This is a genomic window from Nodosilinea sp. LEGE 06152 (genome assembly GCF_015207525.1).
Lineage (GTDB): Bacteria > Cyanobacteriota > Cyanobacteriia > Phormidesmidales > Phormidesmidaceae > Nodosilinea.
In genome coordinates this window covers 85740-112350 of sequence record NZ_JADEWR010000015.1, presented here as the reverse complement: position 1 = coordinate 112350, position 26611 = coordinate 85740, and the positions used below count along the sequence as shown (strand labels likewise).

General features: G+C 55.7%; 22 protein-coding genes, 2 tRNA genes and 1 other RNA gene. 12 read left to right on the top strand and 13 right to left on the bottom strand.

The annotated features are described in order from the left end of the window. The first annotated feature begins 244 nt into the window (after positions 1-244). The 4 genes from IQ265_RS19870 to IQ265_RS19855 all read left to right on the top strand — a co-directional run bounded on the left by IQ265_RS19870 (position 245) and on the right by IQ265_RS19855 (position 3687). Positions 245-1279 carry a M42 family peptidase gene (locus IQ265_RS19870; protein ID WP_194056769.1) on the top strand — a complete coding sequence of 345 codons (1035 nt, stop codon included), beginning with the start codon at positions 245-247 and terminating at the stop codon, positions 1277-1279. Positions 1280-1340: 61 nt separating this feature from the next. Further along, complete coding sequence (locus IQ265_RS19865) at positions 1341-1805, top strand: CBS domain-containing protein (RefSeq protein WP_194056767.1); 465 nt, start codon at positions 1341-1343, stop codon at positions 1803-1805. 284 nt (positions 1806-2089) lie between these two features. Beyond that, the gene (gene nblB / locus IQ265_RS19860) at positions 2090-2755 is read left to right on the top strand and encodes a phycobilisome degradation protein NblB (protein WP_194056765.1); all 666 of its coding nucleotides are present in this window, start codon (positions 2090-2092) and stop codon (positions 2753-2755) included. Between the two features lie 482 nt (positions 2756-3237). Further along, positions 3238-3687, top strand: coding sequence for an ATP-binding protein (locus IQ265_RS19855; RefSeq protein WP_194056763.1), 450 nt, complete (start codon positions 3238-3240; stop codon positions 3685-3687). Between the two features lie 28 nt (positions 3688-3715). On the opposite strand, the gene IQ265_RS19850 is transcribed toward IQ265_RS19855, so the two are convergent. Next, positions 3716-4015 (bottom strand): DUF6439 family protein, encoded by a 300-nt coding sequence (locus IQ265_RS19850; protein WP_194056874.1) that lies wholly within the window; start codon positions 4013-4015, stop codon positions 3716-3718. A 124-nt stretch (positions 4016-4139) separates the two neighbouring features. Between IQ265_RS19850 and IQ265_RS19845 the strand changes: the two genes are divergently transcribed. The 3 genes from IQ265_RS19845 (at position 4140) to IQ265_RS19835 (ending at position 4778) form a co-directional block, all read left to right on the top strand. Further along, entirely contained in the window at positions 4140-4511 is a 372-nt protein-coding gene (locus IQ265_RS19845) for a DUF2203 domain-containing protein (protein ID WP_194056761.1), read from the top strand. Between the two features lie 100 nt (positions 4512-4611). Beyond that, a tRNA-Tyr gene (locus IQ265_RS19840) sits at positions 4612-4693 on the top strand. Positions 4694-4706: 13 nt separating this feature from the next. Continuing rightward, positions 4707-4778, top strand: a tRNA-Thr gene (locus tag IQ265_RS19835). Positions 4779-5000: 222 nt separating this feature from the next. On the opposite strand, the gene IQ265_RS19830 is transcribed toward IQ265_RS19835, so the two are convergent. The 4 genes from IQ265_RS19830 to IQ265_RS19815 form a co-directional block, all read right to left on the bottom strand. Then, positions 5001-5930 (bottom strand): lysophospholipid acyltransferase family protein, encoded by a 930-nt coding sequence (locus IQ265_RS19830; protein ID WP_194056759.1) that lies wholly within the window; start codon positions 5928-5930, stop codon positions 5001-5003. Between the two features lie 92 nt (positions 5931-6022). After that, on the bottom strand, positions 6023-6493 hold the full coding sequence (locus IQ265_RS19825; protein ID WP_194056757.1) for a YchJ family protein: 471 nt from the start codon (positions 6491-6493) through the stop codon (positions 6023-6025). Between the two features lie 61 nt (positions 6494-6554). Continuing rightward, positions 6555-7622, bottom strand: a complete 1068-nt coding sequence (locus tag IQ265_RS30690) for a DUF4268 domain-containing protein (protein WP_194056755.1) — start codon at positions 7620-7622, stop codon at positions 6555-6557. Positions 7623-7865: 243 nt separating this feature from the next. Then, positions 7866-8894, bottom strand: a complete 1029-nt coding sequence (locus IQ265_RS19815) for a GDSL-type esterase/lipase family protein (RefSeq protein ID WP_194056753.1) — start codon at positions 8892-8894, stop codon at positions 7866-7868. A gap of 254 nt (positions 8895-9148) precedes the next feature. Between IQ265_RS19815 and rplU the strand changes: the two genes are divergently transcribed. Further along, the gene (gene rplU / locus IQ265_RS19810; RefSeq protein WP_194056751.1) at positions 9149-9541 is read left to right on the top strand and encodes a 50S ribosomal protein L21; all 393 of its coding nucleotides are present in this window, start codon (positions 9149-9151) and stop codon (positions 9539-9541) included. 55 nt (positions 9542-9596) lie between these two features. Further along, positions 9597-9872 (top strand): 50S ribosomal protein L27, encoded by a 276-nt coding sequence (gene rpmA, locus IQ265_RS19805; protein ID WP_194056749.1) that lies wholly within the window; start codon positions 9597-9599, stop codon positions 9870-9872. Between the two features lie 139 nt (positions 9873-10011). Here rpmA and IQ265_RS19800 read toward each other — a convergent pair whose 3' ends face one another. Further along, on the bottom strand, positions 10012-10443 hold the full coding sequence (locus IQ265_RS19800; protein WP_194056747.1) for a hypothetical protein: 432 nt from the start codon (positions 10441-10443) through the stop codon (positions 10012-10014). Positions 10444-10938: 495 nt separating this feature from the next. On the opposite strand from IQ265_RS19800, the gene ssrA reads away from it, so the two are divergent. Next, positions 10939-11342, top strand: a transfer-messenger RNA (tmRNA) gene (gene ssrA / locus IQ265_RS19795). A gap of 872 nt (positions 11343-12214) precedes the next feature. On the opposite strand, the gene IQ265_RS19790 is transcribed toward ssrA, so the two are convergent. Together IQ265_RS19790 and IQ265_RS19785 are read right to left on the bottom strand one after the other, a co-directional pair. Next, the gene (locus tag IQ265_RS19790) at positions 12215-13519 is read right to left on the bottom strand and encodes a YegS/Rv2252/BmrU family lipid kinase (protein ID WP_194056745.1); all 1305 of its coding nucleotides are present in this window, start codon (positions 13517-13519) and stop codon (positions 12215-12217) included. A 55-nt stretch (positions 13520-13574) separates the two neighbouring features. Next, on the bottom strand, positions 13575-16031 hold the full coding sequence (locus IQ265_RS19785; RefSeq protein WP_194056743.1) for a CHAT domain-containing protein: 2457 nt from the start codon (positions 16029-16031) through the stop codon (positions 13575-13577). Positions 16032-16259: 228 nt separating this feature from the next. Here IQ265_RS19785 and IQ265_RS19780 point away from each other — a divergent pair, with 228 nt between their 5' ends. Next, entirely contained in the window at positions 16260-18407 is a 2148-nt protein-coding gene (locus IQ265_RS19780) for a prolyl oligopeptidase family serine peptidase (RefSeq protein ID WP_228038180.1), read from the top strand. Positions 18408-18489: 82 nt separating this feature from the next. Here IQ265_RS19780 and eno read toward each other — a convergent pair whose 3' ends face one another. The 5 genes from eno to IQ265_RS19755 form a co-directional block, all read right to left on the bottom strand. Further along, entirely contained in the window at positions 18490-19785 is a 1296-nt protein-coding gene (gene eno, locus IQ265_RS19775) for a phosphopyruvate hydratase (protein ID WP_194056739.1), read from the bottom strand. A gap of 680 nt (positions 19786-20465) precedes the next feature. Then, on the bottom strand, positions 20466-20867 hold the full coding sequence (locus IQ265_RS19770) for a DUF2188 domain-containing protein (RefSeq protein WP_228038178.1): 402 nt from the start codon (positions 20865-20867) through the stop codon (positions 20466-20468). Positions 20868-21041: 174 nt separating this feature from the next. After that, positions 21042-21962, bottom strand: a complete 921-nt coding sequence (locus IQ265_RS19765; protein WP_194056735.1) for a hypothetical protein — start codon at positions 21960-21962, stop codon at positions 21042-21044. Positions 21963-22426: 464 nt separating this feature from the next. Beyond that, positions 22427-23560, bottom strand: a complete 1134-nt coding sequence (locus IQ265_RS19760; RefSeq protein ID WP_194056733.1) for a saccharopine dehydrogenase NADP-binding domain-containing protein — start codon at positions 23558-23560, stop codon at positions 22427-22429. Positions 23561-23721: 161 nt separating this feature from the next. After that, positions 23722-25131 carry a hypothetical protein gene (locus IQ265_RS19755; protein ID WP_194056731.1) on the bottom strand — a complete coding sequence of 470 codons (1410 nt, stop codon included), beginning with the start codon at positions 25129-25131 and terminating at the stop codon, positions 23722-23724. A gap of 477 nt (positions 25132-25608) precedes the next feature. Between IQ265_RS19755 and IQ265_RS19750 the strand changes: the two genes are divergently transcribed. Beyond that, positions 25609-26523: a potassium channel family protein gene (locus tag IQ265_RS19750; protein ID WP_228038176.1), complete on the top strand. Its 915-nt coding sequence runs from the start codon at positions 25609-25611 to the stop codon at positions 26521-26523. Positions 26524-26611 lie beyond the last annotated feature (88 nt).

Genomic DNA, 26611 nt, shown 5'->3' with positions numbered 1-26611 from the left:
CAAGGAGATTTAGGTAGTAGATGCACAAGCTTGAGAAAGACTTTGTTGTTTTTAGAAAGCCCAAGCGAGAGTCGGAGCTAACGGAGGAGGGGTAAGGATGAGGAGCTGTAGACGCGCAGCGGCTTCCCGCAGGGTGGGGACAAAAGGATGAGGTTGTAGGGAAGGAGTAGATAAGATCGAGAATCAACCCTTCAGAGTTCTTTTACGCTTCATTCTCCTCACCGTCCTTATCTTCATCTACCCCATGCCCTACGACGACCTGTTCAATCAAATCACCGATATGGTCATGTGCCACTCCCCCAGCGGCGCGGAGGACGACATCAATCAGTATCTCACTGACGCCCTGGCCCGTTTGGAGGTAGAGCACTGGCGCGACGAGGCCGACAACATCATTGCTAAAATCCCTGGACGCGACGACAGCCGTGCCATTGCCATTACCGCTCATAAAGACGAAATTGGCACTCTGGTCAAAAGCATCTACACCGATGGCCGGGTGTCGGTACGCAAGCTGGGCGGCTCGTTTCCCTGGGTCTATGGCGAAGGGGTGATGGATTTGCTCGGGGATCATCAGACCATTAGCGGTATTTTGAGCTTTGGCTCGCGCCATGTCTCCCACGAGTCGCCCCACAAGGCCCAGCAGGAGAGCAAGCCCGTCACCTGGGAAACCGCCTGGATTGAGACCAAGCGATCGCCTGAAGAGCTCGCCGCCGCTGGTATTCGCCCTGGCACGCGGGTGGTGGTGGGCAAGCACCGCAAGCAGCCCTTTCGTATGGGCGATCACATCGCCAGCTACACCCTCGACAACAAAGCCTCTTTGGCCATTTTGCTCACCCTGGCAGAACGTTTGAAGGAGCCTCCCGTCACCGTGTATCTGGTGGCCTCGGCCAAAGAAGAGGTGGGCGCGATCGGAGCCCTCTATTTCTCCCAGCGCCACCGCCTAGAAGCCCTAATCGCCCTAGAGATTTGCCCTCTGGCAGCAGAATATCCCATCCAGGCGGGGGAAATACCCGTCCTCCTCAGTCAGGATGCCTACGGCCTCTACGATGAAGGGCTCAACGCCGAGCTGTGTCGCGCTGCCGCCGCACACAACCTGCCGGTGCAGATGGCTATTATCAGCGGCTTTGGCAGCGATGGCTCAATCGCAATGAAGTTTGGCCATGTGTCGCGGGCGGCCTGTCTGAGCTTTCCTACCCACAACACCCACGGCTACGAAATTGCCCATCTGGGTGCGATCGCCCGCTGCGCCGAGATTCTAGAGCACTACTGTAACGACCTGTGACAGCCAACCGGTTAGCCGAGAACCTTTTTAGAATGAAATTAAACGCACTGAGACCAATCCTATGGCCAAAACCGTTGCAGACGTGATGACCCCAAACCCCATCTCGGTGACCCCCGACACCGTGTTGAAGGACGCCATTCAGCTGATGGCCGACAATCACGTCGGTGGCCTGCCGGTTATTAACGCAGACCACAATTTAGTGGGTATTTTGTCAGAATCTGACCTGATGTGGCAAACCACTGGCATTGAGATGCCTACCTACATCACCCTGCTCGACAGCGTTATCTATCTAAAAACTCCTAACCAGTACAACCAGGAACTCCACAAAGCCCTGGGCCAGCTGGTCAAAGACGTGATGACCGATCGCGTTGTTACCATTGCCCCCGATCAAACGCTGCGCGAAGCCGCCCATTTGATGCACGACAAGCAAGTGCGGCGACTGCCCGTGGTTAACAGCGAACAGCAGGTGGTCGGCATTCTCACCCGAGGCGACATTGTACGCGAAATGGCGAATAGCTATACGTAGGCGAGTGAATGAGTGGGCGAGTGGGCGAGTAGGCAAAAGTAGGCGAGTGGGCGAGTGGGCGAGTGGGCGAGTAGGCAAAAGTAGGCGAGCGAATGAGTGGGCGAGTGGGCGAGTGGGCGAGTAGGCAAAAGTAGGCGAGCGAATGAGTGGGCGAGTAGGCGAGCGATGAGCAAAAACTTACCCATCTACCCACTTACCCATCCACCCACCTACCCACCTACCCCTATCGCTGATCCCCAAAATAGTCGATAGTAGATACAGCAGAATTGTGTTCACCTGTACAAATGGCTACTACCCCAGACTCGGTTCGAGAACTGCTCCACTCCGATGACTACGGGGATCGGTTGCGGGCCGTTAATCAACTGCGCGAATTGGCTCCCGAAGAGGCCTTTGAGCTGGTGCAGCTTGCCGCTAACGACGGCAATGCCCGCGTGCGCTATGCCGCTATTAGCCAGATCTCCAGCCTGGGCCAGCAAGATATCGCCACGGTAGAACCGCTGCTGCTGCGATCGCTCACCAGTGACCCCGAACCCGACGTGCAGGCCGCCGCCGCCGATACCATTGGCGGACTAAAGCTGAAAAGCGCCTATCCCGAGCTGGCGGCCCTGTATCACAGCACTGAAGAATGGCTGGTAAAATTTAGCATAGTGGCAGCCCTGGGTGAACTGGGCGAACCGAACGCCTTTGAACTCCTACAAGAAGCGCTGGGCTCTGACAATGAGCTAATTGCTACCGCCGCCATTGGTGCCCTGGGCGAACTAGGCGATCGCCGTGCCCTGCCCCTACTACTCAACCATACCAGCCATCCTGACTGGCAAGTGCGCCACCGACTGGTGCAGGCTCTAGCTCAGTTCTCAGACCCCGAAGCCCAGGCCGCGCTACAGCAGCTCACCCAGGATGAGTCTGAGATTGTGGCCGGTGCTGCCCAACAGCATCTGGGCAACAACTAAAATTCCTTGCTTGAGCCAATCGTGCTCAAGCTACTTAACATTGCGCAACTTTTTCCTCATATTGCGTTTCAAAGCAGCAAAGATCGGGCTTAGGCGCGATCGCTTTACTGTTGTTTGCTCAAAATCTTGGCAGTAATAAATAGAGTTTTGTCTAGGTAATAGAGCCTTAGTAAGGGTGGTTTCGCCTCAGATTAACAACCGTTGACGAGGCCCTGGCAAAGTTTGCTATAGTGAAATAGTGATCTTATTACTACGACCGTGGCGTTCGCATTAGTTTGAGTTCTGGCTTAAACAAACCCCTGCCCCCTGCGGTTGTTAGGTAAACGTTGCAAAGGGTGAAGCACATAGCTTAATTCCAAGCAACACATAAAAAATAAAAATAGTTTATTGGTTGTTAAAGACTGATTTTGATTGATTAATGTCTGTCCCTTTGGTCAGGCTTTCCTACAACTATTCAACTCAAGACATTGGAGATGGCCTGAGTGATTGCAACTTCTCCACCTGCACAGCAGCAAAAGTGGGACACCCTGAGCTTTGTATCCACGCTGTATTTGCAGCCCGTACTAGAGCTTCTGCTAAAAGATGTCCCCCCCCCTTGGCATGCTGAGGTGCGCCTTGGTTTGCAAGAAGCACTCGTCAATGCCGCCAAGCATGGTAACGGCCTTGATCCGGCCAAATGCATTTCGGTGCGGTATACCGCCTCGGCGTCTCACCTGTGGTGGATAATTGCAGACCAGGGCAGTGGCTTTAGCTACCCCTGCGGTTGTGACGAAGCTAAAGACAAAAATTGCGCCTCCCACCCCGGAGAGTGTGGGCGTGGGCTCTACATTCTTTATCAAGTCTTTGATCAAGTGAGTTGGTACAACGACGGGCGCGAGCTACATCTGAGCAAGGTCGTGCGGCAGCCCCGCCGACTGCCGCTGATTCACTAGCGTTTTGTAGCGCGTCTAGTCATTGGGTTTAGTCATCGGGTAAGCGCGTCTTGCGCTCCCCGTGGGTGGGGCAAGGGGGCGCTTGCAGGCTGTGATTTAGCCAACCTGCGGCCTGTTCAACTCGAACCAGGGCTTCTTCAGAATTTTGTTTGAGCAAAAACACCAGCGCTGCCGCCAGTTGTTCGCTGGCTCGCATTCGGCGATCGCGGTTTAGTCGGTGCCAGTCGATCGGTTTAATCGCCAGTCGCTCCGCCAACAGCTGCGCCAGTTCTAGGTCGCTCAGCTCAGCGGCAGGCTTAGCAGCTTGGACTGGAGCCTGAGGCGTCATCGATGGATCAAACGAAAAAGCCATAATTACCGAAACCAGTTGGGGTTAACTAGAAGATATACCCTGCCTTAGAATGCAGCAGAATGCCGCAGGCGAAACTCTTCTCTATACATATTTTGCACTAATGAACCCAGGCCATTGGCGAAAGCGATACCACAGCCAGCGAGGCGCAATTGGCGATACCCCCGAAACTCCTCGTCTAGCCGATCTAATGCAGCAGCTAGAGGGGCTTGAGATGCGCGTGCGCCAGCTCAAAGCTGGGGTTGCTAACCTGGTGCAGCTACAGCAGCTGCAGAACGCGCCCCCAACCGATACCCAGCAATCGGTACAGGAAATAGCCCGGCTGCAGGAAACCGCCGACAACTTTGAGCTGGAGCTGGCCAGCCGGATCGTGAGCTGGCAACATCTGCAAGAACCCTTTTGGCAAGCCGTGCGGTTTGGCGGGCTGGGGCTTTTAGTTGGTTGGGTTCTGGCCTGGTTCATCTATGCCCAATGAGCAAGCCACCCCTTAGGCGCAAAACTTAGGCGCAAAACTTTTTTAGACTGACCAAAACTAATTCCCCTTCCATGCTAGGATTATAAATCGTGGACAGGGCGGGTCGGTGCCCGAGTGGTTAATGGGGGCGGACTGTAAATCCGCTGGCTACGCCTACGCTGGTTCGAATCCAGCCCGGCCCATCCACGACAATTTGCCCTTATAGCTCAGCGGTAGAGCACTCCCTTGGTAAGGGAGAGGTCACGAGTTCAAGTCTCGTTAAGGGCTTTCAAAAATACAGTCTGAGCGACGGTTTAGTGCTGCGGCGTAAGCTGTGGGTATAGCCGCTGCATGAGGGGTTAGGGCGTTCTTTAAAGCAATCTATTGGCGACAGCTATACGCCGGGTTGCTGCTCCAGTTTTGCGGTTGGTTGAACCTACCCTCAGTGAACTAGCTAAGGCTATGTTTGTGTGGCTTTAACCTGCACCGACGTGGCGGGCCGACCTAGCGTTACCAAAACAGGTGGTTGAGCCAGTGGTTGAGCAGCTTCGGTCCCTGGGGTTCTTGGTAGTTGGCTGGCAGCAAGTCCTGAAAGGCCTGCTCCAGGTCGGCAAGGGCGGCGTCGATCGCGGCGCGCTTGGGCCTGGGCTGGTGGGGCACATGCACTGGCGGCCCAAACCGCAGAGTTAGCCGCTTGCGAAAGTAGAGGGTTTTAGTCCCAATAATCGCTACCGGATAGATGGGCACCCCCGATCGCATAGCGTAGAGCACAGAACCTCGCTTGAGCGCGTGCATTTGACCTTCCTGCTCTCCCAGGCGACCTTCGGGAAACAGCATAATACCGTCGCCCCGAGCCAGCAGCGACTGCACCGCCTGATCAATTTGCCGCATTTGCTGAATAGAGCTGCCGTTGGGCACGTGGTCACGGATTGCGGCGGCGAGGGGAACAAGGTCGCCGTGGCCACTGTCAGCGGCGACCATGACGGCGACTTCTTCCTTCCACCAGCGCTCCAGGGGGATGACGCCTCCGGCCCAGCCAATTAGCCAACGCTTCCACCACTTGTTGTACAGCGTACGGGCATCACCCAGGATGTAGTAGTAGGGGTAGGACGGGCAGAAGGCCAACAGCAGGAATGGATCTAAATGGCTGAGGTGGTTGGCGGTCAGCACGTTGGGCTGGGTGGGAATGTGCTCTGGATTCTCAATTCGCACCCGAAAGAAGCTTTTGATCAGGCGGCGCATCACCCAGCGGCGAAACCAACCGCTCACGCGCTGGTCGGCGGTACCTGCCGCGATCGCACTAAGCTCGGTCAGATCGTCGGCAATGCACTGCCGCACAACCGGATCTTGGGAAATGGCTACCCCCTCACGCACCCGATCGATTACCTCAGGCGTTAGCACAACCTCCTCGGCGGGCTGGATGGTAGTGAAATCTGTCATAGCTGCAATGAATGGTGCTTGGCAAATTGTTCTGAGTATGGATGGCCTGGGCGAGGCCAGAGCACCATTGGCGGTAATTCTTAAACATTCCCTCAGCGCCCGTGGCAGGCTTTGTACTTTTTGCCGCTGCCGCACCAGCAGGGATCGCTGCGTTTGGGCACCAGCGGCGGCAGGGCGTCACCATCGACGTAGAACCAGCGCTCTTTCTGACGCACAAAACGCGATCGCTCGTGCACCTGCCCCGGCTTGGGGTCTTCGTAGTAGGCCACAAATTCGACCACGCCCTGGCGATCGGCTATCTGTCCCGCCTCGGTAGCCAGTACCCGCAAGCTCAACCAGCGAGTCGTGGCCACGCTCTGCACAATAGCCGCCCGCTGCCCCCCATACCGCTGGGTAGGGTGATGGGTTGCAATTAAATAGTCAATATCGCCCTGGTGGTAAGCGGTATAGCGCGATCGCATCAGAGCCTCCGCCGTCGGAGCCGACACAGATCCCAGCAAATAGGGCTGGCAGCAACTCCCAAAGATTTGACCACTCCCACAAGGGCAAGCCTCAGCAGACATCGCGCTTATTCACCTACCCACCCACTCATCCACCCATCTACCCGCCCACCCATCCACCCCCTCACCCCCGAGGCTGCGCTGGCAAAATCAGCGCATCGTTCAAGCCGGTGGCTCGATGACGCGGCAGGGGCTGGTAGCTGTTGGCGTCGAGCTGCTTGATGCGGTCAAAGAAGGTTTCATAAAAACGCTCTAGGCAGTCACAAAACCAGGCCTGGTAGGTGGGCCACAGGCTGCGATCGCCCAAATTAACATCCGTCAGGGCGCTGGCCACCATACAGGTCTGATCCCCGGCTCCATCCCAAATCAGCGGCAGGCCAATGTCGTCGGCGATCGCCTCGCGCTCCTGGGCCAGCAGGTGAAAGTGAGGCTGGGCATCAATCCCCGATAGCAGCAGCTCAGTGTAGAGACTGCTGTGGTCGCGATCGAGAATGGCATTGAGGCGAAACCCGGCCCGGGCAATGGCAAACCCCATCGTTGATTCGATCGAGGGAGACCCAGACTTGACCAGACTACCGACGCGATCGAGGCGATCGCACAGACCGCTCCAGAAGTTCAAATTTTCCTGCTGCAGCTCGGTTAGAGGTTCAGGCTCCGGCTCAGCGGGGAGGGCTGCTTCAGCGTCACCGTCAGCGGCTTCGGCCTCTTCGAGTTCGGCATCACCATCGTCCACAGCGCCGCAGACGGGTATAAAGTTCGCCGCCATGGCGGTTTTGCCAATGCTCCACAGCTCCACCGCCACGCCTAAAAACATCGCCTGACTCGTCTGCTCAAGCCAGTCAAAGGTGAGGCAAACATCTTCAGAAAACGATGGAGCCGCCCAAATGACCATCGTCGCCTCTGCTTCCGCAGCCCAGGCCAACAGGCTGCCCAGGTCAGCAGCTTCAGGCGTACCCAGGTGGCCAGCCAGCAGCAGCGGCATCCCGCTCTCGGCTTCTAGCAGCAGGGTGTAGGCTTCAGACAGCACCTCATCTTCCGGCAGCGACAACTCGAGTCCTACAGCTTCGCTCAACAGCTCCAGAGTCTCCGGCTCCGTTAGCCACTGCTGAAAATCGGCCGGGGTCTGCCAATAGTCGGTGGGGTCGAGTTTCTGCAGTCTTCCCAGCTTGGGTTTGGCAGATCGCTTAGGCACGGGTATTCGCTCGAGCAAAGGGCAATAGCTGATCCTATTATGGCGCGGCCCTAGCCCACAAAATCAGGGGAACGCCGGTTCAAGTTCAGAAAGCCTTTGAGGAGGCTGGGTAGCCCATGAGCCTGCTGGCGGGTTTGCTTACTCAACCATCCAGGCCCCTAGAACCATTCAGGCAGGCAGAAAGGATCGATCCTAAGCCCAACAGACCCAGGCAACTTCTAACGGATGTGCGACAAGCGCCGGTTAAGGGCTCACCAGAGCCGCCCGCCAGAGGCTATACCCTTGGGGACTGAGGTGGAGCCCATCGGTAGTCAAGTCTAGGCGCAGCAAGCCCTGAGCATCGCTAAAGGTAGGCTGGAGATCGACAAAGGTAGCCGCCTGGTGAACGGCCAGCGCAGCCAATCGCTGGTTGACGCGCTGAATGCGATCGCTGGGTATTTCCCTCAGCCGCGTCGGCAAAATAGAGTACATCACCAGCTGCGCTTGGGGATGCTGCTGCTTGAGGCGAGTCATCATGTGATAGAGGTTGTCTAGCACCTCGGCCTCGGGCACTCCATTTTTCAGGTCATTAATGCCCGCCATAATATGAATCGTCTGGGGGCGCGTGCCAGCGAAGTAGTGCAGCCGCTGGAGCATGTGGGTCGTGGTTTCGCCCGAGATACTCTGGTTGAGCCAGAGCTGGCCGGGGGGTAGTTCGTCCACGGGTAGCCACAGGGCCAACGAGTCGCCTACCATCACGGCCAGAGGGGCCTCTCCCTGACGGTGCGCCATTGTCGCGGCCTCGGCGGCCAGCAGCCCCTGCCAATCGCTGTAGGTCGGCGATGTAAACGCCCGCTGCCACTGGTCAATGTACCGCTGGGGTACCGCCTGGGCGTATAGCTCACCAGCGGCCAGGGCCGCCGCGCGAAACTGGTAGAGCTGCGAGCCGGTAACAGGTTTGAAATGAGCAGTGCCCAACGCTGGCGAAGGACGGCGGCCCGGGGTCATCACCTGGTCGGGGCTAGGCCAACGGTTGATGGCAGCTTCCATAGAGGGGGTTTGCTGGGTCGTCGCCGGGGCCACCACCGCCATCGTGCGATCGCTCTTAAGGCCATTGGAGTAGACCGCCTGATCTAAGGACTTAGAGAGGTCAGCCTGAGACGGAGACAGCGGCGCGATGGTCGGTGGACTAACCCCGAGGGCCAGCGCATCAGCTTCCGCCACACCAGCCTTTTCCGGCGGAGTAGCCGCGCCGCTCAACATTAGCTGAGCCGCCAAAAGCCAAACATCCATACTTGCACTCCCAATATTTGCGCCCGGTGTAGAACTCCCAGTTTCTTTTCCACACCAAACCTCGACCCATCAGGACAAATCGGCACTTTCCCAAAGCCTTTGCGCCTAACCCCTTGACAGAGCAAGAACCCAGTTGGAATAATAAAAGACTGTGTTTATGCGCTCGGATCAGGTTCCTAAGGCTAACGCCTCCATGCGTGGAGCCCCAGCCTGGGGTCAGTTGGCACCTGTACGGCGGTTATGAGGTAAAAGAAATGACGTACGCAATTGTTGAAGCCGGTGGTAAGCAGCTCCGGGTCGAGCCGGGCCGCTTCTACGACATTGATCGTTTGGCCCTAGAGGTTGACGACGAAGTAACCCTGGAGCGGGTTCTATTTGTCGACAACGAAGGCGAAGCGTTAGTAGGCCAGCCCGTAGTAGACGGGGCGACCGTGACCGGCAGCGTTGTCAGCCACCTGCGGGGCCGCAAAGTCATCGTCTACAAGATGCAGCCCAAAAAGAAAACTCGCAAAAAGCAGGGCCACCGTCAAGAGCTGACTCGAGTGATGATCAATTCGATTCAGGTGAACGGTAAGGCGATCGCAGGCGAAGCCGCCGCCCAAGCAGCCCCGGCCGCAGCAGAAGCAGCCGATGCTGACGCCGAGTAGCCCGGCACCCCCATCTCGCGCTAAATTAAACAGTAGGTAGGTTAAGGACGATACCATGGCTCACAAGAAAGGTACCGGTAGTACTCGTAACGGGCGCGACTCAAACGCTAAGCGCTTGGGCGTTAAGCGCTATGGCGGCGAAGCCGTGCGCGCAGGCAACATTTTGATTCGGCAGCGGGGCACCAAAATTCACCCCGGTGAAAACGTCGGTCGCGGCGGTGACGACACTCTGTTTGCCCTAGTAGACGGCGTTGTTACCTTTGAGCGTCGCGGCAAGAGCGGCAAGAAAGTTAGCGTCTACCCCGCTGCCGCTGCTGTAGCTGCTGTGTAAAGTTAAGTATCATCAAAGACCAGGTGCCCACTGAGCCGATCCAGAGTTCTCTGCATTGTCGCCAGGCCCCTGGTCTTTAGGTTTTTAATAAAAAAGCTCCTCGCTGGCGAGGAGCTTTTTTATTGGTTAGAGCCAGCGACTAGTCGAGGTAGCCCATCAGAATAGAAACCGGAGGATCTACATCATCGTTGTCAGCAATGGGGCGATCGCCGGGCAGCGTGTGAATATCAGCAATGTGTAGGGTGCTCACGGCCACTGGACGGTGCCCAGGCAGCGTGTCGATGGTCGAAATCTCAAAAGTATTAGCGCCAATGGGGCGAACGCCAGCGCGATCGAGCGTGCCTACAACCTCAAAGGTGCCCAAAGCAATGGGTCGGTGGTTGGGCAGGGTATCGGTTTCAACAACTCGGGTGTTGTCAGACAGCACCAAAACGTCGCCGTTGTCAGGGCTGGCCTTCACAATGCCGCCCGTCGAAGCATTGCGCTTAGTGCGGTTGCCTCGGCCAGGGCGGGCAGCTTCTTTTTCGGGGGTATCGGCACTACCGTTGCTAGAGTCGTTGGTCGTGGTCATAGGGGAAAAGTCCTTATTGCTGCAAACAGCCGCCCAAGGGGCGAAATGTTGGGGTAACTATGAAAGGAAGTTAATAATCTGGAGCCTGCTTAGGCGTATGCTGCCGATAATAGGTAGCCCCCGCCTTAAACAGAACTATTAAGTAAATATTATACTTTGATGGTTACCCCATCGAGTTTACGAAAGATTATTAACCCCATAAGGGATTTATACCTGGCAAGGGCTGAATTTTTGCCTGCTTCCCTAAGAACACACGCGAAGGTCGTTCAGGCGCTCTAGCCACGACTTTGTCTAGGGTCAAGGGCTTTATGACATTCACATTTTGCTGTTCAGCAGCCTACCCGACCGTAGAGAGCCAAAACAACACCATACTGCTAAATCCTTGATCCCCAGAGCCAAGAGCAACAGCGCAGGCCACAAACCTGCCCATAGTCGCCGTGTCTATAACCCCCATAGCCATACCAGTGATCTATAATTAAACTAAGTTCACCTTAGGGGGCTGTAACGGTTTCGACGTTTTGACGAAAGTCACGCTGTGATACAGGCCGAGAGGGAGTCTACTCTCGCAAATAAAGGCTCAAAACAAACGTAACTGCGAACACTATCGTTCCTTTTGCTCGTAAAGCTGCACCTGTTGCCGCATAGTCTAAACCTAGTTTAGATCTAACTTAGTTAGCGAGCGTTCATAGTTTGACTCCGTTAAGAGCTATGGACAAACCCCAACGGATGCGTTGATGAATCTCCTCTGGTGGATCCATTGACAAAGACTTAGCCAGAGAATCCCGCCGTCCGGGATAAGTGGCGGTTCCGGCCCTGAGGATTAGACGGGCTAAGCCTGTGAATGAGTGGTGTGTTAATACTCAGAGCGGACACGGGTTCGACTCCCGTCAGCTCCATTTTATTGATTAAGCAGTTTGTGCATTGGGGCGTTGATAAGTCTATCAACGCCCTTTTGCCTTTTATGTACTGGCTTGTTTGCCTAGAGCGCGTTATCAATTCCGGCTAAAGTTTTGATGCCACAGCATTGTCACGCCCGACTCAAAAAGTGGGCTAGGGGCTGTAATCCCTGATTCTTTGAGCATCAGCGGCTAATTGGTAACAGTCTCTAGGGCAGTATCAACCGCCTGTTGGCAAGCCTGAGACGGCGAACTCGCGTTGAGCGATCGATTGTGGGTCATTTGTAGAGCCGTCTTGCCCTTCGCGCGACGGCTATATTTAGCCAGCAGTATAAATTCTGTGTTCGATTATTAAATATCTTTCCATCTAAGAGATCCAGTGTTGGGTCTCTTTTTTCATCTGCCTATACTGAGGAAGCAGCCCGGTCGAAGGTTGTATTGCCCTCAGAATAAGCCATTAAGCGAATGCTATCTCAGCTTCGTCACTATTTATCAAACCTATTCAGAACAATGCGGTTTCCCCTCCTACCCTATCTTTATCAACCCGTTTTTTGTCGAAACTATAAAACCGTCTATAATCCCTGGCGGTTTTGGTATTTGCACCAGGTGCGCTTTTTAGAGCGCTGCTGGTTACGAGAGTATCGACCCGAGCAGCAGCCCAACCCTTAAAACAACACCTTAAATAACTAACGCCAGGGTCTCTAGGCGTGATTATTTAACTCTAGAGACCCTAGGGGCTGTCATCAATGAACTGCTGATGAACCGATAATTAACGCTTACAGCCCCTAGCCTGTTTTTTGGGTCGGGCGTGGCAGCGCTGATGGGACAAGGATTGTGGCCAGAATTGATGACACGCCCTAAACCATCTGCCCTGCTTAGACTGTTGCCAGAGGCGCAAACACCGTCAGCGCTTGGGGCAGGCACTCAAATAACACTGGGTTGGCCTCTAAAATTTCGCCATCAACCACCAGCTTTTGCGGCGGGTCGGTGGTTAGCTTGAGGCGATTGGTGCGCAGGCAGGTAATATCGTCTCGTTGGGTGGGATTGCCCCAGGCGGCGGCAGCCATCAGAGAGGCTAGGGCGTTGATTCCCTGAAGACGGGTGGTGCTGGTGGCGATGGTCACTTCCAGCAGCCCGTCGTCGGGAATGACTTCACCCATTCCCTGGGCCAGGACGGAGGTAGGCGGAGCCACATTGGCTATGGTGATGGCGTTCGTCGTCACCGTAGAGACTTCGCCTTCAATTTCGAGGGTGGCCGTAAACGTTTCAGCGGCAGCCAACTGTCGTACCCCAGAGAGCACGTAGGCTAAATTCCCCAGCTCGTTCTTGAGTTGGCGGCTGGCCCCATCAACCATACCCGCTTCAAACCCTACTCCAGCCAGCAAAATCATAGGAGTATCGTTACAGCGGGCGGCATCGACCACGTGGGTATTACCGGCCAAAATAGTTTCGCAGGCGGCGCGCAGGTTGGTTGGTATGCCCAGCCCAACCGAAAAGGCGTTGGCGGTGCCCCGAGGAATAACGCCGAGTGGAATACCGGTGCCTATGGTAGCTCCGGCTACCGCTGAGACAGTACCGTCGCCACCGGAGGCAATGATTAGGCTACGCCCCATATCGTGCTCATTCTTTGAGAGGATATGGTCAATAATCTCTCGGGCCTGATCGACTGGGTCGAGTTCAGGTTTAGTCATGGTCACATTGACCATAATCTGCGGCTCTAGCACTTCTTTGATTAGGGCCAGATCGGTGTTGGGGTTGCCCTGCCCGGCCACCGGGTTAAAGATTAGGTAGGCGATCCGGCTCTCGGCAATGCCGCGCAGCAGCAGCGTGGCCGATATATCGTTGAGGGCAATGGGGGTGCCCTGAATTTGGCAAGCTCGCAGCACTAACGTAAAGCTGGGAAAGGCGGTGGCGATCGCCCCTGAATCGGTAAAGAAGATAACTCCGGCCACATTGTCGGCCAGAATATGTGCAGCCAGCTCAATGTCGCCTCCCTGGGCAGGGTCTTTGAGGGTTACCAGCTCAATGGTATTGAGATCCCAACCCTGCTCAATGCCCTGGGCTACGTCTAGCGGAGCCATAATTTGAAAGTGGGTTAACACCCCTTGATGCTTCGAGAGCCAGCTTAAGAGGGTGTCTACCTGGGTAGGGTGGGCGAGAAGAGCTAGGGTGCGAGGCATGGGAACAGTTTAATAGTTCACCAATGCTAGCACTCTGCTCTATACGGTGAGGGCGCTAGCTGCCGTCCTCTGGGAGGATATCGGCACTGCTGACGGCTAGCTGTGCAATGGTGGTTTGCCAGTCGCCAATCAGCGTTGGTGACCACAGCCAATGGAGAGCCAGAGCCGTGGGGTTGACCATCGCTGGGGCCAGCGTGAGAGTTTGCAGGTAGTAGCTCTCGGCCTGCTGCTGAAAAGGCGATCGCTCATCAGGCACGAGCGTAATATCGCTTTCGTTTTGGTAGGCCATCGCCAGGCCAGCGTAGGCATTGACTGTGATTGGGTTAGCGACCTGCGGGCTGGCCTCGGGGGCAATATCGCGGCGCTGGGCCTGGTCAATGGCGATCGCCCGCTCCCAGGCTTGAATCGCTTCGCTGTAATCACCCAGGGCGTAGTGGGCAAACCCCAGCCCCACCCAGGCTTCCAGAAAATCGGGGCGACCGTCGGTGGCCATCTGCCAGGCTCGCATGGCGTCGTTGGGGCTGGTGCCAATGGCCGGATCGCTAATCATTTGCTGCCAGGCCAGGCGACCCCGCACGTAGGCGATATCTGGGTCTTGCAGCTGAGGCTCGGAGGCAGTAGCCAAGGCCGACGCGGCAGCGGTCAGGTCGGTGCGGTCTAGCATCTGCTCGATCAGGGTTCTGGCGCTGGTGGTGCGATCGAGGGCCAGAGCATTGATGGCGCTGGGCAGCAGGGCCGTGTCGGCGCTGGCCTGGGTTGCCCCGTCAGCGCTGACCCCAGGGCGATCGCTGGCGATCGGGGGCAGGGCAGGGCGATCGAGCATTGACAGTGTGACAATGGCCAGCCCCAGCACAGTACCTAATCCAGCCAGGCCTAAACTACCCCAGACCAGCAGGTTGGGGGGCACAGACCAGCGCCGCAGAGGCGTTAGAGGCCTGACCGAGGCGGTTTTGTAAGCCGGAGCCGGCTCGGGCGGCGGTATGGCATAACTGGCTTTTGGGGGACTTGTCTCTAGCTGGGGCAGGAGGTTTTCGGTGAGGTCGGCAGCCAGGGGAGCATCGCCAGGGTGGGTTGACGGTTGAGAGAGCTGCTGCACCAGATTGGCCACGGCGGCGTTTGCCCCGGCCACCTCCGGTGGCTCTACTTCTTGCAGCCAGTCGTAAAGGGGCGGAACGGTGGCATCACTGGGGCGATTCGCCAGACCATCGGTGCCTGAATCGCTGGCCTGACGGGACAGTATTTCGGCGGCCAACCCCGATATCTCTGGATCGGTGCTGTAGTCGGGCAGCATTAGGGCGGCCTCCGCCAGGGCGGCTTCACCAAAGTCGTCGAGGCCGTTGAGCGCAGCGGCATGCTCTCTGGCATACAAATAGCCATCGAAGTCGGGCCGCAGGTAAAGCAGCGGCAGCATCCAGAAGGGCTGGTCTGAGCCGTAGGCCGACATCAGCCCCTGGCGCACCCGACTGAGGCAGAGGTCGATGGGGTGCCCCTGGTGCAGGTTGCGGTACAGCAGCTGGGTAAAGGTGAGAGCCACATCATCGGGAATGCGATCGGCCATGGCGATCACGCCTGGCACTCCCCGGTTGACCAGGGCCTGCACCAGGTTTTGGTCGCGCCAGCCCGCCTGGGCGTCGTCCTGGGGGGTGTAGGCCCCGCGGCAGGAGTTAAACACCGCCAGTCGAATGCCGTTGTTGACTAGCAGCCCGGCCAGGTCTTCGCCGCTGAGCCTGTCGGTAAGGCCGGTTTGGCGGTTGACCAGAAACAGGTCACCGCCGGTTTCGCCCGCGTCGCTGTGGCCAGCATAGTGCAAAACCTGAAAGTTGCCCTGTTCTAAGGCCTGCACTAGCTCAGGTCGCCCCGGCTGCTCCAGAATGGTGACCGCTAACGCCAGGTGTCCGGGGTCGGCGGCCTGCAAACTATTCATCAGGTTTTGCACTTCCTGTCGCAGGGCTAGCCGCTCCTGATCGTCGGGGGCAGAAATGGCGACCAGCACGCGCAGAGGAACGCTGGCTGGGGCCAAAGGAGCCATCGCGGCCAGGTCGGATATCGTCTGGCTCTGGTAGTAGCGGCACAGCGTGACGTCGAGGCCGGTGGCCAGGGGGCGATCGTCGCCGTAGAGGAGCTCCCAGGGCAGGCGCTGCACCCGGCTATCCTTAAACCCCAGCCGCAAGCGCAGGGGCTGCCGTCGATTTTGGGCAACGCTTTGGGCAGCTACCCAGCTATCGCGAATGCGCCCCTGAAAAATGCCCTGGTAGAGGGCTTGACCCAGCTGATTCCAGGGATTGTCTAACTGGGAAGAAGGCAGACTGTCGGGGTAATGGACAGCAGGAGCGGTCAATAGAGCGTGCAGCGGGTCTTGAAACAGTGCCTCGGCCTGGGCCAGCCAGGTCTCTAGGGGCCAGGTGACCTGGGCTTCGGCCAGGGGCACCCCGGTGGCTACGGCTTCGGTGCGTAGCCAGTAGGTATCAGCGCCCGATACGGGGGTAATCGAAATCTGGAATTCCTGGGTCACGGCCTGGGTTACGGGCAATAGGGGTAGTCTTCTTTCACGGTAGCTTGCTGAACACATCTCGGGGCTAGGGGTGGCGGGTTGTTAACAAACCCTGGCGCGATCGCCCATTGACTCAGGGGATAACGCTATGATGGCTTGTCTTTTGTCTTTATTTACAGAGACCCAGTGGCAAATTCCTGGCGTAATTCTAGTTTTCTCAGCCGGTTAACCCGGTCTCTCCGTTGCTCTATGTTGCCCACTGGGGTTCGTCAAAAAGCGGCCTGGCGATCGCTCAGCCTGGGCCTGCTAGGGGCTATAGCAGTGGTCGCTGCTCCTGCGATCGCAGAAATCATTCCGGTGGGGCTGGAGGGGCTAGAGCTGCCACCCATGGCAGAGGCCGACCAGGCCCGGCTGGAGGCGCTGCTGGGCGTACAGCAGATCGACGTGCTCAGTACGCTCAGCCCCGATCGCACCACCCTGGTCATCGCCGTTAGCAGTCGCGTTTTTCCGGAGGAGCGGCGGCTACATTTTCTCAACATTCGGACAGGAGAACTGAGCGACGCCCTGGCGCTGGAATACGATTTGATCAGCCCCGATCTGCCACTGCGGTGGATCGACAACGACACCCTGCGCTACGTGCAGCAGGACCCCTACGGGCCGTGGGAAATTATCACCCTGAACCGTGAGACCGAGATCGCCTCGCGCACCAGCGTTTACCCCACCCAGCCCGAGGATGGGGAGGTATTAGGGATGGCCCCGGATTTCTCCAAGTTTGCGGTGCGGGTCTATGGCGAGACCGAAGACATTATCTACATCGTGTTTTTGCCCTCGCTGCGGCGGCTGGAGGTGGCCCGCCTGCCCGAAGATTTAGAGATTCGCCCCCCGTCCTGGTCGGCCAGTGGCAATCAGGTGGCGCTGGTGATGGCCTCGGGAGAAGAGCGCCGCCTGTACGATCGCACCCCCAATGCCGCCAGCCTGGCCGACCCGGTCGTGCAAGATGCCCTGGGTCGGCTAGCCCCCGACGAAAATCCCTTTTACCAGCACAGCACCGTGCGGGTGTTCGACTTTTCGCAGCCCGAGCCGCTGCGGCTGGAGCTGATGACCCCTGACCATGGCGGCGACCCTTTTGCCGAGGCTAGCCTAAGTGCCGATGGCAATCGCCTGTTAGTCAAGCGCTATCGACCGAGCCAGGTGGCTGGACGCCCCTACCCGTCCTATGCATTTCCTGAATCGGCCTATTTTGATCTGTACCACTTAGACGGCATCCGGCTCGATACCATTGCCGCTGACGCCCTGCGGGGGCCAACGGAGTCGGCGGGGCAGTTTTTAGGCGACGACCGCCTGCTGTTTTGGAGCGCTGAGGGGCTGAATCGTCATCTGCATCTATACGACCTGGACACACGCACCCTCACCCCCCTACCGCTGCCGCCGGGATCAGTGGATCCGGCCTCGATCGTAGCTAGCGAGAACGGCAGCACCCTTGTCTACGGGTTTTCGTCGGTGACACAGCCGCCGGAGCTGTTTGCGATTGATCTAGCTGGGGAGGGGGAGCCGCGATCGCTGACGACGATCAACGCCGCTGTAGCCGACAGCAACCGGGTGCGAATGGATGTGGTGAACTTTTCAGCTGGCCAGGATGGGGCCAGCGCAACTCGCCAGGGCTTTTTAATTCAGCCTGCGAGCAGCGCTTTTCCGCCCCAGGGGGTGCCTATCGTGCTGTGGCAGCAGGGAGGGCCAGGGTTCTCGATGACGAATGAGTTTGCTACCGAAGTCGAAATGCCGCTCAACCTGTTGCCCAACTTTGGGCTGGCGGTGCTGGTGGTGCCGCTCTCGGGCCGAGAGGGCTTTGGCCCCGAGTTGTACCGCGCCCTGGCCGAAGGGCAAAACTTTGGCCGCATTGACGTGCGGGAGGGGGCCGACATCATTCGCCAGATGATTCAGCAGGGGTGGACGACGGCGGCCCAGGTGGGGGTAACCGGCTGCTCCTACGGGGGCTACTATACGGCCCAGATGATGGCTCAGTTTCCTCGACTGGTGGCGGCGGCCAACCTGCAGTGCTCTCTGCTCGACACCTTGACCGAGTGGCAGTTGGGTTACTCGTCGCTGCTGTCATACCTGATGGGGCAAACACCGATGGAGGCTCCCAATAGCTATATCCAGGCATCACCTCTCTACAATGCGGCGGCCATGCGCACCCCCGCGCTGCTGTTTCACGGTTCCGACGATTTTCTGCAGGTCGATGTGGCCCGCAACTTTCACGACGCGCTGGAGCTGGCCGACATTCCGGTGACGCTGTACGAGTTTGAGGGGGTAGGCCACAGCCTCTATGGCTCGGGTTATCAGCCCCAGGCGGCGCAGCTGCAAATTGAATTTTTTCGACAGTATTTGCGGCCCTAGAGCACCAGTACAGAAACCCGGTTTCTTGGCCAAAATCACCACATGGTGTTGAAACGGCGACGAAGAAACCGGGTTTTTAGCTCTAGACCAGGGCTTTGCGCTTAAAGGTATCGACGCCAGCGTATTTGGCGCGATCGCCCAGTTCTTCTTCAATCCGCAGCAGCTGGTTGTACTTCGACAGCCGCTCACCGCGACAGGGAGCGCCCGACTTAATCTGGCCGGTCTTGGCCCCCACCACCAGGTCGGCGATGAAGTCGTCGGGGGTTTCGCCCGAGCGGTGGCTAACCATGCAGGTGTAGCCCGCCTCGTGAGACATTTTGATCGCCTCCAGGGTTTCGGTAATCGAGCCGATTTGGTTGACCTTGACCAGGGTCGAGTTGCCAACGCCGTCTTTAATCGCCTGGGCAATGATGGCGGGGTTGGTGACAAAGGCGTCGTCGCCGACTAGCTGAATGCGATCGCCCAGCCGCTGGGTCATGGCCTGCCAACCCGCCCAGTCTTGCTCGCCGAGGCCGTCTTCGATCGAGACGATGGGGAACTGGTTGACCCAGCTTTCCCACAGGGCAATCATGTCGTCGGTGCTCTTGCGGCTGTTGTCGGATTTGTAGAACAGGTAGCTACCGTCTTCCTGATACAGTTCGCTGACGGCAGGGTCGAGGGCGATCGCAATGTCGTCCCCAGGCTTGAGCCCAGCCTTCTCAATGCCCTTGAGAATTACCTCGATGGCTTCCACATTGCTCTTGAGGTTGGGGGCAAAGCCACCCTCGTCGCCGATGGCGGTGCTGTAGCCCGAGGCTTTGAGCACCGACTTGAGGGCGTGGTAGACCTCGGCCCCGTAGCGCAGCGCCTCAGAGAAGGTCGGCGCACCCACGGGCGCAATCATGAATTCTTGAAAGTCAACGCTGTTGTCGGCGTGGGCACCGCCGTTGATGATGTTGAAGCAGGGCACCGGCAGCAGTACCGAATCGGGGCCGCCCAGGTGCACATAGAGGGGCACATCGGCGGCGATCGACGCGGCCCGAGCCACGGCCATCGACACGCCCAGAATAGCGTTTGCGCCCAGGGTGCCTTTGTTGTCGGTGCCGTCTAGGGCCAGCATTTTGTGGTCAACAGCGGCGAGATCCATTGCATCCATGCCCAAAATGGCCGGGGCAATAGTGTCGTTGACGTTGGCCACGGCTTTGAGCACGCCTTTGCCGCCGTAGATAGCCTTGTCGTCATCCCGCAGTTCCAGGGCTTCACGAATGCCGGTCGAGGCTCCGGAAGGCACACCAGCCCGACCCTTTGCGCCTCCCTCCAGCACCACATCGACCTCAACCGTAGGATTGCCCCGCGAGTCGAGGATTTGCCTGCCATGAACCGATGTAATTGCAACCATAACCATTACTCCGTTGGTAATTCCATAGACCGCTGCGAACCCCGCTGTTCTGGGCTGCGTGCGCTGAAGCGTTAAATTGACCAAGTCCAAGTCCAGAAGTGGAGTTTTGCCGGTAGGAAAACTCCAGATCCCGAGCTGGACTTGGTATATCCTGTAGTATCCTACCGGGTGAAAGCCCTCTTCTAACGTCGCTACAGCCACCGTTTAAGCCATTCAGCCCGATGGATTTGATCCCCGCGCGAACGGGTCGGTCATCGTTCGGCTGGCTGACGCTGCTTGAATACTAATGTTTTAAGATTAGTACCTTGGGATTAACACCCTATTAACGCTTAAGATCCTCTCAGGACCAGCCCCCAGCACTAAGCACGGCTACCGTAAAGGCATTGCCAACTACAATGCCCCTGCCAAAAGTCTTGGTTAAGGAATCGATGACAAATGCTGATGGCTTACTGTTGAATGTTCCACAAATAGGCCGTCAGATGGAATAGCACTATCCTATCTGAGACTATTCCGAGGCTTAGTTCCTGTAGCGGTCATGACAAATTTTAAGATGGTTGGCAAAAGGAAATCATCACTATTCTTAGCGATCGCATCGCTTCTTTGCCTTGGGGTTATAGCTTACTTTGTCATGTAAGGACATATAAGGACTGCTGGGCACTGCCCACCCTACTGAAGGCTCTTTAGGAGTAGTCTTCTTCTTCAGCTACTTTGCCCTGTTCGTTGTGAATGCACAGTTCTGTTTTCTGGGCTTTAGCCTTTTCTTGAGCCTTATTGACGACATCTGCTTTTTCTTGCCCCTGGGCAATGCGCTTTTGACCCTGGGTGGCAATCCAGCCTGTGCCATCAGGGTCAGAAACAACGTGAATTGTCTCGCCATCGCCCTTTTCAGATTCTGGGGTAACCGCCTGCCCGGTGGTGCCGCCGGTATTTTTCTTGGCGATTTGTTTGTCTCGCCGTTTGGCCCATTTCTCAGCCTGGGCGGTGGCGATCGCGATCGCCCGTCCGTCTTCATACCCGTCGCCCAAAAGGGCATTGGCAATATCTATCGCCTTCCGCCGCACCTCAGTGGTCAGGTTTTTCATAGATGTTGGATAGCTGTCGTAGGTCCAGGGCATTTTTCAGCAGACTTGGTATCTTTAGGGCTGTATTTGAGATTAGAACTGAGCCAGTTCTGATCACTCACTTAACCATTACAGTCGCACGGTCTAAGCAAAAAGGTCACCCGTCTCCAGGGTGACCAAGCTAGAAGAAATTGATCAATCTAGTGGCTGAAGCTGAGGCTGATCCCAGCGATCGCTGTTGTAGAGATCGACATAGCGATGGAAGAGCTGCATCGCTGGGCTGGCGCTTTTCTTCTTCAGGCGCTGGTTCGTTAAGTGTTTAGGGCTGCGCTTGGCCAGGTGCTGCAGGTAAGGTAAATCTTCTAGCAGAGTCAGACTCGCAGCCAGCAGTAGAATGGCTTTGAGCAACTCCCTGGGCCATCTCAAATCGCTAAACATTTGAATGCATAGGTAGTGCTCTTCGCTGTTCAAAGGAATGACGCTAAACAACACGCGAATGAACTTTTGGCTGTAGGCGGGCACTTTTAGCTCGATTTGGTGGGGCGAGTGAATAGTCAGATCGACATCCACGCTGGGATCGCGCCATAGTCTTAAAACGTTGAAGGGTGAATCAAGCACAGTTTTGAACCGAATTTGCCCGCCTGTCTGAGTTTCTCGAAACTGGCTTACTTTGATCACCTTTAAGTTGCCAAGGCTAAAGCGATGGATATCTTCTAAATGCTTGAGGTTGAGCAGGTGATAGATCTGACAAATGTATGGAAATGGCAATCGGTAGCTTTGCTGAGCAATACAGTTTGAGTCGAAGGGTAAGGTTTCAGCCTTAACCAGGTCTGTGGCGTTAAATGCAGGTAGTTCGGAATTATCTTCGGCTAGACCAATACAAACCCACGCCATTAGCGTAATTAGCCCAATTAAGCAGTAAGAGAGGTCATGGGCATTTACGGTTGGCTGGGAAAAGGCTGAAAGAGCCCGTTCAACAGCGCCGTAGATTAGCGCTGGAATAGCCAGTAGCCAAAGGCCGTAAATGAAAATATTGCGCTTTAAAGTATCTTCAACGGGCGATCGCTGCTCACTGATATGGGTCAGATACGCCTGTAGTCTGTCTGGCTGGAACATGGTCCATCCCCTTTCCCAGAAATGAAATAAAAAGAAATACGTTGCTTAATCAAACGTTAAAATCTTTCTCAATGGATCCCCCTCAACCTTTAGAAGGAGATAATTATTGAATCCACAATTGGGTAGATTGAAAAAATCGCCTAAAATCATCCTCTTGACAATCTTGGGGCGATTGGTAATGGGATTTTCTAAGGCAATGATCAGTAATAGCTGCCGTCTCAAAGTTCAGCCCAATATCAAACTACGCTTAGTAAGCAGACTGCCAATCTTCAGCAGCCTGCTCACCATTTCTATAGTTAGATTTATGCTTCCAAATGCCGGCCTTTTAGCAGAATTATTCCTCTAAATACGTACCGAACATTCCCAACGGTTTCGGTAACGTAGTAATTACTAGGTCGCTCTGTCAAAACTTCCTGTAACCTAAGCCAGATATTCGTGAAGACAGACCAGGGCAGTAGCTTGAGTTACTTCAGTCGTTGAGATGCCGTCTCGGCTTGGTTGACTACTTCGTGGACGCTTAGTTGCCGAGAGGCCATTACCTCTTTGAATAGGTCGGTTGAGAGGGCCTGTTCTACCGGGTAAACGCCTGGGCGTTTGAGCTGGCCTTTGAGTATGAGTTCGGCGATGCTGCCCGTGCCTAAACCGGTTGCGATCGCAGCATTTTCATGGGCAAACGTGCTGACATAGTGAGCAGCCCTGCCCGCCTGCTGCCCCTTGATATCGCAGCGCATTGCTACCCCAGTACCGCTAAAGTGGTCGGTCACATCGGTCATAGAGTGGCTGACGTTGGCCAAAAACTCTACAGTCTGCGGACTGCGAAGCACCGCCGGCGGCAGCCAGTGGGCCATGGCCCAGGTAGCGTGGTTGTAGAAGTCGGGCACCACCCCAAACTTGGTAATCACGCTCTTGACCGGGAAGGTTTCCTGCAGGGTAATGGCTTCGGGCATGTCGTACCAGTAGACACTGGCGCGGCCATAGGGGGGCGGAAACTCCAGCGTTTCTCGCTCGGTGTAGGGCTTTATCGGCTGCCAAGCGCCGTTGAGCCATGCTTCAAAGGGACGCTGCAAGCCGATAAACGTGGTGCGCATGACCGTAACACCGGCCCCGCCAGACCCGGCAACAATATAGCTGAGCTGAATCGACGCGGCCTCGTCTAGAGCCTCTACCCCTTGCCGCACCATGCTGTTTGAAATGCCGGGAAACACGCCCGTATTGATTACCGCCGTCACTCCGGCTGCTTCGGCTTCGGGGTGCATCGCCATAGCTCTACGGGTAAAGCTGCGTTCATCGCTAACGTCGGTGTAGTCAACCCCTTGCTCAATGCAGGCCCGCAAGACTCCGCCATCTCGATAGTGAAAAGGGCCAGCGGAATGAACCACCAAATCAGCCTTCGCTACCGCCGTTCGCACCTCCTGCTGATTTGTCAGATCTAGCACCTGAAACTGTACCTTGGACCCCAACCGCTCTAGAGCCGCCATACCCAACTGAGGATTGCGCCCGGTAATGGTGACTTCAACCTCGTCTGTGTGAGCCAAAATATCGCGGGCAATACTGCCGCCAATCCGGCCACAACCGCCAATGATGAGTACTCGTCGCATAGTTTCGTAGCTAGTATCTACAGGGGCCCTGCCGTTGTCGGAAATGCCGGACAGGCTAGACAGGATCTTCTAGCTAAAGCGTAAAAAAAATTCAGCCCACTGCCATCAATCCTTGGGCAGGAATGGGTAAGGGCTGACTAATTAGCCTCGGTTCAGGTGGCTCAGCTAATTTGCCTGCGCAGAAGTTCAGTGCGGTCAGCCAATGTGTCTCCACCGGCTTCGGCTAGGGCCTTCACATAATTGAGCTTGAACTTTTCTAAGGCGCTGACCAATTTCTGTTCAATATCCTGTCGGGTATTGTGTTGGCTGAGAGATCTAGCCACGGCTTCTCGCAGGTTGTGCTGCAAACGAGCGGTAATTTCTTCTCCTTTTGGGTCTGCCACGCTGTTGGCAATGGTGCGATACAGACCGTGGGCCAAAGAGTGAGACAAACCCTGCTTGACCTGGGCAGACAGCTGCTCTAGGCCAGGCAAATAGCTGGTTTTAGGATAGCCCGGCAGTTGCTCTAGGGTTTTGGCGATGCTGTGCTGCACCAGGTCTTCAATATCGGGTTGAACCTGGGGCAAAATATCCTGCACTCCAACTGTGTACAGTCGATTTGCGATCGCCGTTATTTCCTCCTCCGCCACAATCTCGATGTCACCACTGGTATCCACATTGGGATCAATCCACGAAGCCAAATCCAGCAGTTCACCCTCACGGATAGAGTTTTGCATTTGCTCAATGATCTCAATACCGGCAATACCGGCAATGTCAGCCCCAACGGTCACCACCACGTCGCGCTGCGCCTCAGCGCGCACCGGCTCTAGATTTAGCATGTCAACCTGATACAACCGCAGAGCCACAGGAATAGCCCGCAACCCACGCCAGAACGGCAGCAGCAGAAACAGGTCGTACCAGCGGCGTAACGCGGCTTCTACCCAGGTTAAGTGCGGATTACGCCGATGGGACGCCCGAATGCGGTTGACAATATCGATGGCAAAAATCAGGAGAAAGGGCAAGTCAATCAGCCAAAAATAATCAACTGGCACCCCTAAAGCGGTAATTTTGCGATAGTAATTGGCCGCAAAAAAGGGACGAATTTGACTATTCCAAAATGCCAATTCTGGCTGCCACCCCCGCTGGCTGAGATAATCCGCACTCCAAAACTGCTCAAACGCCGCCTGGGCAGAGCTTTGCCCTGTCCTCTCCTGAAGGGTCTGCTGCAGCGTTGCCAGGGCATTATCGCCATTGGGAGTTGTAAAAACCCGTTCTGTTGCGAGCTGCTGGCTCAAACTTCGCAGGGTAGACAACGAGGCCTCTACTTGCGATAGCTGCAGATTGGGGGCAGCCAGTTGCTGAGCTAAAGCGTCAACCTGGGCCTGGTAAGCCTCGGTTTGAGGATGGGTAACAATGCCCTTAACCGGGTCGTACACGTCAGCAACAACCGGTAGATACTGTCGGTAGACGGGCCGCAGACTGATGTAGGAAAGATCGAAAAATACTAGCCCTAGGTTGATTAGAGCGATCGTGGCAATAATTCGCTCTAGCCTGGGGTAGTAACGCTCGAAGTAAGATCTAAACTTAACCATGGGTGGGGAAAGTAGTCGAAGAGAGTAATCGTCAGCAGCTTATTCAAAGAGCGTATTAGAAGTCAGCAGAAAAACCGGAGTGAGGTGCCGCCACCCGCTTTAAACACCAGCTACTGCCTCTCCAAGTTCTGATTATTAACGCTTCCCATTACCCCAGCATCAACCTTGAGGATTAATTGTCCGCCGGATAGATTAGTGCCCACTCATAACCTGCACAAGGGCAAAAGGGCCTACCTGTGGTGTCTATACCTAGATGGATGAACGATCTGCTGAGGCAGAGCTAGGGTAAGAGCGATCGCTCTACCTGTATCTTCAAGCGGCATGCAATTTTTTCTACAGCTGGTAGGCGTTGGACTTGTTCTAGTGTCGCTGGTCGACATTTTTCTAACGGTATTGCACCCTCGTGCTGAAAATAATCTGCTCAGTATGCTAGTAGCGCGAAGCACATGGTGTCTTTTTCGGGTTGCGGCCCAGGGAATGCCCAAACAGCGCGATCGCATTTTGTCCTACGGCGGGTCAATCACTATCGTCACGTTGATTGGGGTGTGGGTTTTACTACTTTTCATTGGGTTTGCCCTAGTTATTTGGCCAGGGTTAGGTACCGCTATTCAAACTAGCCAGGGAACAACGCCAACCGATTTTGGCACAGCGCTCTACTATACTGGATTTTCTCTTACTACCTTAGGCACAGGAGATCTAGTTCCACAAACCGATGGCCATCGTTTCTTAATGGTCCTCCAAAGTCTGCTAGGATTTTCAATCTTTACCCTGGCACTTTCCTACGTGCTGGCCGTATACGGCGCTCTCACAAGCCGCAATACGTTCGCACTGAAATTGCACTACCGCAGCGCAGGTTCAGCCGATTCAGCAGAGCTTTTACGTCGCCTAGCTACCGGCAATGATCTCAATATGTTAAATCAAAATCTTGCAGACATTGCCCAGAGTCTGATCAACATTTTGGAGCTAAATAACTCTTATCCTCTGCTGCTTTACTTTCGCTATCGTCAGCCTTACTATGCCTTAGCTAGGGTAATTTATCTGGTTATGGACACGGCCACCCTAATCAAAAGCACTCTCAACCAGGACTACTATAGCTCCATTATCCACTCTTCAAATGTGGCAGAAGTTTGGCACGGCGGATTGCACTTACTGAGTGAACTTAACCACCAAATTCTGCGAAAAGAAAAACTTTCACCGCAAGAACTGAACGAGTCGTTTTGGCAAGAGCACTATTATCGCGCCCTAGAACAATTACAGTCCGAAGGTATTAAAACTATCAACGATCCTAAAACAGGAGCTGACATCTACATTTCATTGCGCCATCGGTGGGCTACTGACTTAGCAAGATTAACCGCCTACACTGGTTATCAACCTAATCAAATTTACAAATAGACTACTAAAATCCATCGATCCAGTGCCATTCCTCAGGCCAATCCGCTTACTCAATTCAACAAAAGGTAGCTTGTATAACAGGTGTTAA